The sequence below is a fragment of the Amycolatopsis sp. A133 genome (assembly GCF_031082405.1).
Classification (GTDB): domain Bacteria; phylum Actinomycetota; class Actinomycetes; order Mycobacteriales; family Pseudonocardiaceae; genus Amycolatopsis.
This window is the reverse complement of the sequence record NZ_JAVHJU010000048.1, coordinates 1-12,573: the sequence shown is the minus strand read 5'-3', so window position 1 is coordinate 12,573 and position 12,573 is coordinate 1. Positions and strand designations below refer to the sequence as shown.

Annotated in this window: 14 protein-coding genes and 1 tRNA gene; 9 read left to right on the top strand and 6 right to left on the bottom strand. The window is 72.2% G+C overall.

Features of this window, described 5'->3' with window-relative positions; translation table 11 throughout:
* Nucleotides 1-38 precede the first annotated feature (38 nt).
* Nucleotides 39-767 (top strand): LysR substrate-binding domain-containing protein, encoded by a 729-nt coding sequence (locus tag Q5425_RS29205; RefSeq protein WP_308675544.1) that lies wholly within the window; start codon nt 39-41, stop codon nt 765-767.
* Between the two features lies 1 nt (nt 768).
* On the opposite strand, the gene Q5425_RS29200 is transcribed toward Q5425_RS29205, so the two are convergent.
* Nucleotides 769-1,050, bottom strand: a complete 282-nt coding sequence (locus Q5425_RS29200) for an isoamylase (RefSeq protein WP_308675543.1) — start codon at nt 1,048-1,050, stop codon at nt 769-771.
* A gap of 205 nt (nt 1,051-1,255) precedes the next feature.
* Between Q5425_RS29200 and Q5425_RS29195 the strand changes: the two genes are divergently transcribed.
* Nucleotides 1,256-1,771 carry a hypothetical protein gene (locus Q5425_RS29195; protein ID WP_308675542.1) on the top strand — a complete coding sequence of 172 codons (516 nt, stop codon included), beginning with the start codon at nt 1,256-1,258 and terminating at the stop codon, nt 1,769-1,771.
* A 46-nt stretch (nt 1,772-1,817) separates the two neighbouring features.
* A complete protein-coding gene (locus Q5425_RS29190; RefSeq protein ID WP_308675541.1) occupies nt 1,818-2,009 on the top strand; it encodes a hypothetical protein in 192 nt (63 codons plus the stop codon).
* Between the two features lie 175 nt (nt 2,010-2,184).
* Here Q5425_RS29190 and Q5425_RS29185 read toward each other — a convergent pair whose 3' ends face one another.
* A complete protein-coding gene (locus tag Q5425_RS29185; RefSeq protein WP_308675540.1) occupies nt 2,185-3,162 on the bottom strand; it encodes a hypothetical protein in 978 nt (325 codons plus the stop codon).
* A 174-nt stretch (nt 3,163-3,336) separates the two neighbouring features.
* Here Q5425_RS29185 and Q5425_RS29180 point away from each other — a divergent pair, with 174 nt between their 5' ends.
* The 4 genes from Q5425_RS29180 (at nt 3,337) to Q5425_RS29165 (ending at nt 8,789) form a co-directional block, all read left to right on the top strand.
* Nucleotides 3,337-4,323: a hypothetical protein gene (locus tag Q5425_RS29180; RefSeq protein ID WP_308675539.1), complete on the top strand. Its 987-nt coding sequence runs from the start codon at nt 3,337-3,339 to the stop codon at nt 4,321-4,323.
* Between the two features lie 120 nt (nt 4,324-4,443).
* On the top strand, nt 4,444-5,331 hold the full coding sequence (locus Q5425_RS29175; RefSeq protein ID WP_308675538.1) for an NAD(P)H-binding protein: 888 nt from the start codon (nt 4,444-4,446) through the stop codon (nt 5,329-5,331).
* 306 nt (nt 5,332-5,637) lie between these two features.
* Nucleotides 5,638-6,846, top strand: coding sequence for a cytochrome P450 (locus Q5425_RS29170; RefSeq protein WP_308675537.1), 1,209 nt, complete (start codon nt 5,638-5,640; stop codon nt 6,844-6,846).
* 5 nt (nt 6,847-6,851) lie between these two features.
* Nucleotides 6,852-8,789, top strand: a complete 1,938-nt coding sequence (locus Q5425_RS29165) for a multicopper oxidase domain-containing protein (protein WP_308675536.1) — start codon at nt 6,852-6,854, stop codon at nt 8,787-8,789.
* A gap of 28 nt (nt 8,790-8,817) precedes the next feature.
* On the opposite strand, the gene Q5425_RS29160 is transcribed toward Q5425_RS29165, so the two are convergent.
* Nucleotides 8,818-8,891 (bottom strand) — tRNA-Ile (locus Q5425_RS29160).
* 184 nt (nt 8,892-9,075) lie between these two features.
* On the opposite strand from Q5425_RS29160, the gene Q5425_RS29155 reads away from it, so the two are divergent.
* The gene (locus tag Q5425_RS29155; RefSeq protein WP_308675535.1) at nt 9,076-9,345 is read left to right on the top strand and encodes a hypothetical protein; all 270 of its coding nucleotides are present in this window, start codon (nt 9,076-9,078) and stop codon (nt 9,343-9,345) included.
* Between the two features lie 41 nt (nt 9,346-9,386).
* Here the strand turns inward: Q5425_RS29155 and Q5425_RS29150 are convergent, their stop codons facing one another.
* The 3 genes from Q5425_RS29150 to Q5425_RS29140 form a co-directional block, all read right to left on the bottom strand.
* Complete coding sequence (locus tag Q5425_RS29150) at nt 9,387-9,875, bottom strand: hypothetical protein (RefSeq protein ID WP_308675534.1); 489 nt, start codon at nt 9,873-9,875, stop codon at nt 9,387-9,389.
* A gap of 117 nt (nt 9,876-9,992) precedes the next feature.
* Nucleotides 9,993-10,517: a dihydrofolate reductase family protein gene (locus Q5425_RS29145; RefSeq protein WP_308675533.1), complete on the bottom strand. Its 525-nt coding sequence runs from the start codon at nt 10,515-10,517 to the stop codon at nt 9,993-9,995.
* A 60-nt stretch (nt 10,518-10,577) separates the two neighbouring features.
* A complete protein-coding gene (locus Q5425_RS29140) occupies nt 10,578-11,552 on the bottom strand; it encodes a bile acid:sodium symporter family protein (RefSeq protein WP_308675532.1) in 975 nt (324 codons plus the stop codon).
* A 96-nt stretch (nt 11,553-11,648) separates the two neighbouring features.
* Between Q5425_RS29140 and Q5425_RS29135 the strand changes: the two genes are divergently transcribed.
* A complete protein-coding gene (locus tag Q5425_RS29135; RefSeq protein WP_308675531.1) occupies nt 11,649-12,482 on the top strand; it encodes a LysR substrate-binding domain-containing protein in 834 nt (277 codons plus the stop codon).
* Nucleotides 12,483-12,573 lie beyond the last annotated feature (91 nt).

Sequence of the window (12,573 nt, the reverse complement as noted above, 5' to 3'; positions counted from 1 at the left end):
TCCAGGGTAGCCAGCGCCCCGCCCGGTAGCCTGACCCGGTGACCTCGTTCCGTCTCGCGTACGTCCCGGGCGCGACGCCCGCCAAGTGGGTGCGGACCTGGGGCGAGCGGCAGCCGGCCGTCCCGCTGGAGCTGGTGCCGGTGGCTGCGGCGGACGCGGCGGAGCTGATCCGCTCGCGCGGTGCGGACGCGGCGCTGCTGCGTTCCCCGATCGACCGCGACGGCCTCCACGCGATCCCGCTCTACACGGAGACGACGGTGGTGGTCGTCCCGAAGGACCACCTGCTCGCGGCGGCCGACGAAGTGTCCACAGCGGACTTGGCGGACGACGTCGTGCTCCACCCCCTGGACGACACGATCGAGTGGCCTTCGCTCCCGGGCCGCCCGGCGGTTTCGCGGCCGGAGTCGACGGCGGACGCGATCGAGCTCGTGGCGGCGGGCGTCGGCGTGCTGGTCGTCCCGCAGTCCCTGGCCCGCCTGCACCACCGCCGCGACCTGACGTACCGGACGGTCACGGACGCGCCGCAGTCGAGCGTGGCGTTGTCGTGGCCGGAGGACGAGACGACGGAGCTGATGGAGACGTTCATCGGCATCGTCCGCGGCCGCACGGTCAACAGCACGCGCGGCCGCCAGCAGCAGCCGTCGTCGTCGGCGCCATCGTCCTCGGAGAAGAAGCGGCCGGAGCGGAAGCCGGCGGCTCCGAAGAAGCCGGCCGCCCGCCGGGGCGGCGGCGCCCCGAAGCGGGGCAAGCCGCGCCGGAAGTCCTGACTCAGTTCGTCGCGCACACGCAGTTGCCGTCCACGCGGTCGGGCAGGTCCGGGTCGTCGAACCAGTGGCCGTCCTCGCCGAGGTAGCGGAACTGCAGCACCGTGCCGGGCGCCACGTCGACCGACGCCGAACGACGGCCGTTGGACCGCGGGGTGAGGTGGTGTCGGCCGGGGGTCCAGTCGTTGAACGAGCCGACGACGCTCACCCGGCCGGGTGGCGCGCCGATCGGCAGGCTGAACGTGACGCGCTGGGTGCCGGCCCGGCTCTTGCTGATCTTGATCACTGGTGGGGCCTTTCGCGGGAACGGTTCGGGAGGGCGTGCTCGGCACTGAGCGCCGACATGATGGCACAGCTGTGACGATTTGGTCACGCCGAGTGCCCGATTGGGTTACAGGAGGGCTCAACGGTCCGCCACCGACCGGGTGGTCCTCGGGTGAACCATGATCATCTTGGGGTTGCTTCCCTGTGGTGGTGGGAAACTGACTGCCGTGACCATCGCCGCTGATCGTCAAGTCAAGGACCCGTGTGCCTGGCTCAGCGCTGTCACCCACGAGCTCGCCGTCGCCCCTCCGGCCGACACGCGAGCAGTGCTCATGACGGTGTGGGACGGGTTGGTCGCCGCCCGGCTGGCCGGGCTGCACGCCGCTGTGGCTTCGCCCCGCTGGCGGGCCAGACAGCGGCACGCCGAAGCGGTCGAGTTCGATCTCGCCGTGCAGCTGGCCCGCAACTGCACGGTCGGCACCGGCCTGGCCATCCCGGCCCGGCTGCCCGGAGCCGCGGTCCCCTGGTCCGCCGAGCGGGCCGACGCGGCCGTCGCGGCGGTGGTTTCCTTCTGCAGCGCGGCGGAGGCGATGCTGCGCCGGGCGGGCGAGCTGACGCCGGTGTGGGAGGACAGCCTGCTCGGCCCGGTCGCGCTGACCCGCTGGCTGGCGGACTGCTGGACGGGCTGCCACAGCGGCTGCCCCCTGCGGCTCCCGGTGCCCCCGCCCACGTGGTGGCGCTGAGCGTGTCCGTCAGGGGAAAACCGGTGCGGTGGAGAGGAGGCCGAGGGTGACCGAAGCCCCGCTCTCGAGACTCCCGGAGCAAACCCGCGCGGCGGTCCGCGCACTGCTGCTGGCCGAGCTGACGGCGGCGGTCACCCGGGCACGGGCGGCGGGCTGCCCGGCGGAAGTGTTGACGGCGGTCTTCGAGGCCCGGCGCCGGTCGGTCGAGCCCGGACACGCTTGCGACCGCCGCGAATGACCCTCCGGCAACCCCGGCCGCCGCGAGTGACTCATTCGCGACCTCGGCCGTCGCGCGTGAGTCCCGGGGATCACGAATGACTCACCGGCAACCCCGACCGCCGCGAATGACTCATTCGGGACCCCCGACGTCCCGAATGAGTCATTCGCGGCACCCGCCCGGCCAGCTCCGGCCCTCAGCGGCCCAGGATGGCCAGCGCCGTGGCCACGATCCCCTCCAGCCGTCCGCGGTCCGCCAGCGCCGTGGCCAGCCAGTCGTCCCGGGAGCCGGCTCCCGGCGCCCGGTCGAGCCCGCCGAACACCGTCCGGACCACCGCCGTGACCGTCGCCGCCGGGCTCTCTCCGCGGTCCAGCCGCGCTTCGATCGCCGCCAGCGCCTGCTCGGCCAGTCCCGTGAGGCGGGCGTCGTCGATCTCGTGCGCGCCGACCAGCTCCAGGGCCGGGAGCTCCGACGGCATCGGGGCGACCGGTGCCTGCTTGTGCCCCAGCGGGCGCTCGACGTGCTCGGCGTGCCACTTCGGGCGGGTGCGCATGGCGGCCAGCACCTGCCCGACCTCGCGGTCGAGCGTGTCGCGGCCGGCCACCGGCTCGCCGGTGACCTCCGTGCGCCGCGCCGCCCAGCCGTCCAGGGGCCACAGCTCGGCGCCCGCCGTTGCCGTCACCCCCGCCCACACCAGGATCTGCACGGCGAGGTCGCACAACCAGGGATCACCGCCGAGGGCTTCGCCCAGCCACGACGGGAGGCGGGGGCGCTGCAACGCCCCGATCTCGCCGCGCCGGCGGCGGTGCGCGTCGACCGTGGCCGGGTTGAGGCGGGTCGCCAGCCAGCCCTCGAGGTTCTCGATGGGGCCGGTCGCGCGCCGCAGTGCGTGCTCCACCACCGCTTCGACGTCGTCGTGGAAGCGGTCGAGGCAGTCGGGCCGCAGCCACTCGAGGCCGCGGGCGCAGTCCGGGTGCCGTCGCCGGTGCTCCAGCGGCTTGGTGACCCGCGTGAAGACCAGCGGCCAGGCGACCGCGTAGACGCCGCCGCGCAACCGGGCGAGGGCGCCGGGCCGGGCGGCCGCGGCCGAGCCGGCGAGCAGGCCGTCCCGGGCCAGCCGGCGCACCCCGGTGACGTCGGCCGGCCCGGGCGCCGGGCGGATCGTGTCGAGCAACCTTCCTCCCCGATGTCGACGGGAAAATGGTCGGCCAGCCGGAGAATGGGAAAAGGCCGCACGCCGGCCGATATCACCCGGAACTGGCCAACGACGGGCCAGCGCCGAATCACCTGATCGGCGCAGCCGGTGCCGCCGATCGCCGCGAAGTGGGCGTGTCACAATGGAAATCCCATGGCACACAAGGACGGGCTGCTCCGGGAACTCGCCGCATTGCGGCGCGGCTGGGGATTGGAAGCCGACCGGCTGCGAAGCCGGCTCGGGCCCCTCGTGGCCGGCTGGTGCGAAATCCACCGGACGACGAGCGACCGCGAAGCGCGGCGGGTTCTGCGCGACGCGATTTCCGCCGCGATCGCCGAATTCCCGGCCGACGACCGCCTGGCGGTCAACGTCGCGCTGGGCATCGCCCCCGGCGCGCAGCACGCTCTGCTCAGCGACCGGATCGGCGTCCTCGCGGACCGGCTGCGCGTCTCGGAGCGCACGGCCCGGCGGCGGATCGACCGGTCGTTCGTCCGGCTCGCCGCGGAGATCGAGGCCGGCACGCGGCCGGGCGACGGCGTGCCCGACCCGGACAAGGGCTGGTTCGTCAAGCGGCTCAGGGTGCTCGTGCGGCTCGACACCGCCGAGCCCCAGGTCACCGAAGAGCGGCTGATCGTGGCGACCCGCGACGGCCTCGGCCGGATTTCCGCCCAATTCACCGTGCCGCGCACCGAGGACGGCCGCGACGGCGAGCGGCACGTCGACGCCGACGCCCAGCACGGCGTCCGGATCAGCACCGGCCACCGGGAGGGCCAGCGGCACTTCCGCTGGCTGCTCGACCTGCCGCGCCCGCTGTCCCGTGGCGACAACCACACGTACTCGCTGGCGTACCGCATCCGGGACGGCCTGCCGATCCGGCCGTCGTACGTGTTCGTGCCGCTGGTGCCGTGCGAGTCGTTCACCGTGCGGGTCCGCTTCGACCCGCAGCGGCCGCCCGGGGTGGTGTGGCGGCTGGACCGCGTCCCGCCCTCGGTGCTCGCCGACCCGCCGCAGCCGGGTGAGCCGTTGCCGCTCGACGGCGCGTGCGAGGTGGCCCAGGAGTTCACCGCGCCGCAGCTGGGGTACGCCTACGGGCTGCGCTGGCTGCCCGGGCCGCCGGAGCCGTCCGCCGTCATCGATTGACGGCGTTGGGCGGCTGGTTGATACTGGCTTTCCGGCGGCGACGTCCGCCGATGTCCATTGTGGACACATCGGGGGGTGCGCCCCCGGAGTTCGCACAAGCCAAGCTACCTGGGGAAATCCATGACGATCCTGGTGACCGGGGCGACCGGCAACGTCGGCCGCAACGTCGTAGACCTGTTGGTGCGGGCGGGCGCGGACGTCCGCGCGACCTCGCGCAATCCGGATGCGCTCGACCTGCCGGCGGCGGTCGACGTCCGCCGTGCGGACCTCCTCGAGCCGGAGACGTTCGAGCAAGCCCTGCACGGCGTCGAGAAGCTCTTCCTGTACACCCAGCCGTCCGGGATCGAAGGGCTGTTGGAGGCCGCGAAGGCCGCGGGGGTCGGGCACGTCGTCCTGCTGTCCTCGCTGGCGGCCGCCGGGCGCGACCCGGACCACTGGATCGCGCGGTGGCACCTGTCCGAAGAGGAGGCGATCGAGCGGTCCGGGCTGGCGTGGACGTTCGTGCGGCCGGGCGCGTTCGCCGTGAACTCCCTGCAGTGGGCCGAATTCGTCAAGAAGGGCGAGCCGGTGCCGATCCTCTACGCCCACTCCTACCTGTCCTCCATCCACGAACGGGACATCGCCGAGGTGAGCACCTGCGCGTTGCTGCAGGACGGCCACGCCGGCGCGAAGTACCACATCACCGGTGGCGAGAGCATCACCCAGGCCGAGCAGCTCGCGCTCATCGGCCGGGCGATCGGCCGTGACCTGCCCTTCGTGGACCTCACCGGTGACGCCGCCCGCGCCGATTTCCGCGCGCGGATCGGCGGGCGCTTCGCCGAGCTGGTCGAGGAGGGGACGGTCGGCCGCGGGGACGCTTCGAGCATCATCGAGACGCGGATCCGCTACTACGAAGAAGCTCTTGACGGGCCCGAGGAGATCGATTACACCGTCGAAAAGGTCCTGGGCAAGCCGGCGCGCAGCTTCGCCGAGTGGGCGGAAGACCACAAGGCGGACTTCACGGACTAGCCTCGAAGGGCACTACCACCCCGTCGCCCGCAAGGCAATCCTGCGCGTGGACCCGATCTCACGGGTCCGCGCACCGCGCTCAGTGTCCACACAGGACTCAAGAGAGCGGTTTCCGCAGGAAGTGCCCATTGGGGCGGCGGGGTTTTGTGCTGTGCGGGTGACCTCGGGGCGGCGCGCCGCGACACCGAGGAATACCAAGTGAGGGGATGCGCGGGCGGTCGCCGCTTGGCTAACGTTCCGAATCCGAGCCGCACCCACCGCTCCACGTCGTGCGGATCGCCTCATTCCCACGCGCAAGGGGGCGCCATGACCACCTCTGACACCGTTGTGTTCCCGCAGGACCGCACCTGCCCCTACGAGCCGGCGCCGGCCTACCTGCCGTTGGCCGGGCAGAAGCCGCTCGCCCAGGTCGCGCTCTACGACGGGCGGCGCGTCTGGGCGATCACCAGCCGGGACGTCGCGCGCCGGCTCCTGATCGATCCCCGGATCTCCAGCGACCGCACCAATCCCGCGTGGCCGATGATGTTCGCGAGCATCGCCGCCACCGTCAGCGACGCCCAGCAGAAGGTCATGAAGATCGTCACCGCGCTGGTGGGTGTCGACGGCCCGGTGCACAACGCCCGGCGCAAACTGCTGATCCCCAGCTTCACGACCCGGCGGATCAACGCCCTGCGCCCGCAGATCCAGGCGATCGTCGACCGGCAGCTGGACGAGCTGGTCGCGGCCGGGTCACCCGCGGACCTGATCCCCGCGTTCGCCGGACCGGTGCCCGTGACCATCCTGTACCGGCTGATGGGCATCCCGGACAGCGATCACGAGTACTTCGAGAAGAAGTCGTACCAGCTCGCGGCCGGTCCGGACGCCAATGCGGCCTACGACGAGCTCATGGCCTACATGGGCGAGCTGATCGCGGCGAAACGGCGGAACCCGGGCGACAGCGTCCTCGACGACCTCCTCGCCGAACGCGGCACCAAGGGCGATGCGGACGAAGAGCTGATCTCGACGCTGGTCCTGCAGGTGGCAGGCGGCCACGGCACCACCGGGACCATGATCTCGCTCAGCACGTTCGTCCTGCTCCAGAACCCCGATCGGCTCGCCGAGCTGCGCGCCGACCCGTCGCTGCTGCCCACCGCCGTGGACGAGCTGTTGCGGCTCCTGTCCATCCCCGACGGCGTTTCCCGGCTGGCGATCGACGACATCGAGGTCGAGGGAACGACCATCCGCAAGGGTGACGGCGTGTTCTTCATAACCTCGCTCATCAACCGCGACGAGGACGTCCACGAGGAGCCGGACACCCTCGGCTGGCACCGCGCCACCGCGCGGGACCACGTCTCGTTCGGGTTCGGCGCCCACCAGTGCCTCGGGCAGAACCTCGCGCGCGTCACGATGGAGATCGCCATCGGCCGGTTGCTCGAGCGGCTGCCCGGCCTGCGGCTCGCGGTCCCCGCGGAGGAGATCCCGTTCAACCCCACCGCGGGGTTCCAGGTCCTGAACGAACTCCCGGTTGCCTGGTAGGAAGAATGAACGACTCCGTCGACCGGCGCACCTTCCTCGCCGCCGCGGCGCTCGGTTCCGCGGGCGTCGTGGCGGGGGTGAACCTGCTCGGTTCGAGTGCCCCGCCGGCGGCTTCGGCGGCGACCGGCAGCGGGGCGCCGCTGCCGGCCGCGGCGCCGAACTTCGGGCTCGCGAAGTTCCTCGACCCGCTGCGGATCCCGCCGGTGATCCAGGCGCATTCGCGGCGCAACCGCGGCGAGCTCACGATCACGATGACCACCGCGCGGACGCGGCTGCACTCCCAGCTGCCGGAAACCACGCTGTGGACCTACGAAGGCCAGTTCCCCGGCCCGACCATCGAGGTGCGCGGCAACCGGCGGCTGCGGGTCGCGTGGACCAACGAGCTGCGGGGCACGGTCCCGCTCGTGGCGGTGCGGGCGCCGTACGCGCAACCGACGCCGGCGAACAAACCCGGCTACCGCGCCGCGGACGGCAGCCTGCCCGCCGGGGTGGAGCTGATCGCCGGCGTCGCCGAGCTGCCGCCGTGGAACGTCGTGCACCTGCACGGCGCGTTGACGAACGCCGGCAACGACGGCTGGGCGCACAACGGCATTTCGCCGGGGCACGCGCAGCTCGCCGAGTACCCGAACCGCCAGCCCGCGACCGCGCTCTGGTACCACGACCACGCCATGGCCGTGACGCGCTTCAGCGTCCACTCCGGACTCGCGGGCCTGTACCTGATCCGCGACGAAGAGGAGGACCGGCTGCGGTTGCCCGGCGGCGACCACGAAATCCCGCTGATCCTCGCCGACCGCAACTTCGACACCGACCCGGCGACGGGCGCGCTGACCGGCCGGCTGCTGTTCAAGTTCCAGTACCTGCCCGCATCCGGCACCACGGCTCCGGTCACCGGTCCGTTCACGCTCGTCAACGGCGTCGTCTGGCCGCACCTAGACGTCGACGCGCGCTGGTACCGCTTCCGCGTGCTCAACATGGCCAACGGCCGGTTCTTCCGCCTCGACCTGGTCGACGAGGCGGGCACCGTGCACAACGACGCGGTCCGGATCGCCGGCACGGACGCCGGTCTGCTGCCCGCGCCGGCGGCGGTGCCGGCGGGCGGGCTGACCCTCACCCCGGCCGAGCGCGCCGACTTGCTGATCGACTTCAGCCGCTTTCCGGGGCAGCGCCTGCGCCTGGTCAACACCGGCGCTTCGATCGAGCCGGACATCATGGAGTTCCGCGTCGAGAGCCGCCGCCGCGGCGACGCGTTCCGGCCGCCGGCCCGGCTGTCCACATCGTACGTCCGGGTGGAGCACGTGCCGGACGATCACGACGAGGTGTTCGTGGCGACGACCCCGCCCGGGGTGGCCGGCCGCCCGCACCCGGAGATGTGGGAGCTGCAGGAGATCACCGACCCGGCGCAGCTGCCGTCGCACTTCCCGGAGGAGGGCGTCCTCCAGCTCACCGACCCGGCGATGGGGCACGTGCGGACGTTCCGGAAGGTGGCCCGCCTGTTCGACGACACGACGACGATCTTCGTCGACCGGGGCCGGTGGGTGGTGTGGAACCTGATCCAGCTCGGCGGGGCACCGCACCCGATGCACATCCACATGGCGCGGTTCCAGCTGCTGACCCGGCGGAAGTTCGCCGACCTGACGGCGTTCGACATCGCCGCGGGCGGCACCAGCAGACCGTTGCCCGCCCCGGGTGACGGCCCGGCGATCGAGAAGCACGAGGAAGGCTGGAAGGACACGTTCAACCTGTGGGCGGGGGAGTGGATCCGGGTGGCCGGCCGGTTCGAGGACGCGACCGGCCAGTTCATGTACCACTGCCACATCCTCGACCACGAGGACGAAGGCATGATGCGCCCGTTTGTCGTGCACCCGCCCGAAGTCGGCCGGTTCCACCTGCACCCGGGCGCCCCGGGGCACCACCCCGCCGGGTCCGGCCACGGCGGGCACTAGGAATCCGCTACCGGCGGTGACGAGTGGGTGGGGCGGGCGGGGCTCGAACCCGCGGCCAAGGGATTATGAGTCCCCTGCTCTAACCGACTGAGCTACCGCCCCCTCGCCTCGGCGCACCGGCGGCACGAGGTTTGCATGTGCACAGAACACTCAGTTCGCTTCAAGTTATCACAGCGGCCATCCGGGCAGATCCGGTAGGCCAAACAGGTTGAAGTGCCCACCGACCGGCGCAGGCTCGTCTAGGTTGCAAGGGCGTCACCGCTGACCGGAACGGCGGGAGGTACCGATGGCCCCTGCCGCCTCGTCCCGTTCCCTGGCCACCCGGTTGGCGCTGCTCAACGTGTTCACGGCGGGGGCCGGCCTGGGGTACCTCGCGCGCGAGTACCGGGAGGTCGTCGTGGCGAACCCCGCGGCCATCGGCTTGGTGCTGCTGTTCGTGCTCGCTTTCGGTTACGTGGTCCGCGCGGTCGTGCGGGCTTTGCGGCGCGCGGGTTCGCGCGTCGATTCCATTTTTGCGGAAGAGCTGGGAAACAAGCCTTCGCCCCGGCCGCGGTGACGGAAAACCTTTGTGGCCAGGGCAAAAACCGCGGATTCCGGTCAGCTGTTCCCGTCACTGGGCGTGGGAGTCGGGAAGTCCGGAGTCGGCTCGGGGGACGTGCCGGGCGTCGGTGTGTCGGCGGTGACCGTCGGTGTCGGGTAGTCCGTGGGGGTCGGGGTGTCCGGCATCGCCGCTGCGGCGTAAGCCGCGTAGCCGAACGAAATCCGGCCGTTCGTCTTCGGGGTGGCCTGGCTCGCCATCGCCCGCACGCGGAACGTGGTGGGGGTGGCGGAACCCTGCACCGTGCTGAGCAGGAGCCCGTTGGCCGCGTTCGGCGTGATCGCCGACACCAAGATCGCCTCCGGCACCACGCCGAGGCCGTGCGACACCGTGCAATAGCCGCTGCCGTCGGTCACGCAGGTGACTTGCCCCGCTTGGACGGCCGGCGCCGGTGACTGCCCGGCGGCGGCCGAGGCGCCCGCGAACGCCACCGCGCCCGCCGTGACCGCCGCGGCGCCGGCCAGTGCGGTTCGTACCTTGTTCCCCATGAAGGTCCTTCCTGAGTGTGCGGTTCGGACGTCGGGCGAGCGAGACTCCCGCAGCGGCGTACAGACGACGTACAAACGCGGACACGGGTAATCGCCGGGTGAACCGTCCACAGTGCACTATCCCGCGACCCGGTACCAGAGGTTGCCGATCGGCCCGGCGTGGCTCAGCTCCCGGGCTTCCAGCCGCACCCGGGTCCCGCCCGGGTGCTCGAACAGCCGGACGCCGTCGCCGAGCAGGATCGGTGCCACGTGGACCAGGACTTCGTCGAGCAGCCCGGCCTCCAGGCAGCGCCGGGCGGTCGTGGCCCCGAGCACCGCGACGTAGCCGTCTCCGGCCGCTGCCGAAGCCGCCGTCACGGCTTCGCCGAGGTCCGCGACGAGGGTGAAGCCCTCCGCCGGCACGGCGTCCCGGCTCACCACGAAGATCGGGCCCTCCCAGCGGCCGCCGTACACCTCGCCTTCGGCCGTCGTCGCCGGGGCGTACGTGTGGTGGCCCATCAGGACCGCCTCGATCCCGCCGATCACCTGCTCGACGACCGGGTTCGGCCCGGCGTGCAGGCCGCCGAGCCAGGTCATGTCGTCGGCGGGGGCGGCGATGAAGCCGTCGAGGGACATCGTGACGTGGTACAGGAGCTTGGCCATGGGGCCGCCTTTCGGTCGGGGTCACCCGTACCGACGCGCCCGGCCCGGAAAACTCATCGGTCAGGCCGGCACGAGTTCCCGGCTCTCCGCGGCGGCGTACCGGCGCGCCAGCGTGGCGCAGACGATCAGCTGGATCTGGTGGAACAGCATCAGCGGCAGCACGATCAGCCCCACCTGCGCGTGCCCGAACAGCACGGTCGCCATCGGCAGGCCGCTGGCCAGGCTCTTCTTCGACCCGCAGAACACGATGGTGATCCGGTCCGCGCGGGCGAAACCCAGCAGGCGAGCGCCCCGGCTCGTCGCGCCCAGCACCACCGCGAGCAGCACGCCGCACACCACGACGAGCACCAGCAGGTGGCCGAGGTCGAGGCGGTGCCAGATGCCTTCGGTCAGGCCCGCGCTGAACGCCGTGTAGACCACCAGCAGGATCGAACCGCGGTCGACCAGCTTCAGGGGCGCCGAGTGGCGCGCGATCCAGCCGCCGATCCAGCGGCGCGCCAGCTGTCCCGCCACGAACGGTGCGAGCAGCTGCAGCACGATCCCGAGCACGGCCGAGCCGTCGACGCCGGCGCCGTCCCCGGCGAGCAGCAGCGCCACCAGCAGCGGGGTCAGCACGATGCCGGCCAGGTTGGACAGCGACGCGCTGCAGATCGCCGCCGCGACGTTGCCGCGGGCGATCGAGGTGAACGCGATCGACGACTGCACGGTCGAGGGCAGCACCGCCAGGAACAGCACCCCGGCGGCCAGCTGGGCCGGCAGCACCGACGGCGGCAGCAGGAAGAGTGCCAGGCCGAGCAGCGGGAACAGGACGAACGTCGCGCCGAGCACAACCGCGTGCAGCCGCCAGTGCCGCAGCCCGTCGAGGGCTTCCTGCGTCGACAGCCGGGCGCCGTAGAGGAAGAACAGCAGCCCCACGGCGATGGTGGTGGCGATGCCGAAGCCGCCGGCCACCGCGCCGGAAGCGGGCAGGACGGTGGCGACCCCGACGGTGGCGAGGATGGCGAGGACGAAGGGGTCGAGACGTAACCGGGACATGGATCTCCTTCCCCGGCAATTCTCGGCGACCCCGCGCTCATTGTGAACCTCGATGACCGAACTGACTGTCATCGCGAGTCGCGATAAAGTCGTTTGGTGCTGGATCCGCGCCTCTGCCGTTCGTTCCTCGCCGTCGCCGAGACGCGCAGCTTCACCGCGGCCGCGCGACGGCTGGGGGTCGGCCAGCCGACCGTCAGCCAGCACGTCCGGCGGCTCGAGCGCGACTCCGGCGGGCTGCTGTTCGCCCGCGACACCCACACCGTCGAGCTCACCGCCCGCGGGCAGGCGATGCTCGGGTTCGCGCAGACGATCGTCGACACCGAAGAGCGTGCGGAGCGCCACTTCCGCGGCGCCGAACTGCGCGGCCGCGTGCGCTTCGGCGTGTCCGAGGACTTCGCGCTCGGCGAGCTGCCGGAGATCCTGCACCGGCTGCGCCGCAGTCACCCGCTGGTGGACGTCGAGCTGACCGTCGAGCTGTCGGACGTCCTCGCGCAGCGGCTGCGGACCGGCCGGCTCGACCTGGTCCTGGGCAAGCGCCGTCCGGGCGCGCACCACGGACGGCTGCTCTGGCGCGAGCCGCTGGTCTGGATCGGCTCGGCGGCCACGGTGCTGGAGCCCGGCCGGCCGGTGCCGCTGGTGCAGTACCCGATGCCGTCGATCACCCGGCAGCTGGCGGTGGAGTGCCTCGAACGGGCGGGCCTCGAGTGGCGCGCGGCGTGCCAGACGTCCAGCCTCACCGGCCTGCGCGCCGCGGCGGCGGCCGGGCTGGGCGTCACCCTGCACGCGCGCAGCCTGGTCCCGGCCGACCTGACGGAGCTCGACGGCCTGCCCGAACCCGGCGACATCGAGTTCATGCTGCTCGCCCGCGAGTCGATGGAGGCTCCGGCAGCGGCCCTGGCGGAGTTCATCCTGGAGCGGGTCGGGCGCTAGTCCCCGGACCCGCCCAAGCGCCCCAATGTGGCGTTCGGTGCGTCCAACGCACCGAACGCCACATTGGGTGCGTTGGACGCAACCAACGCCA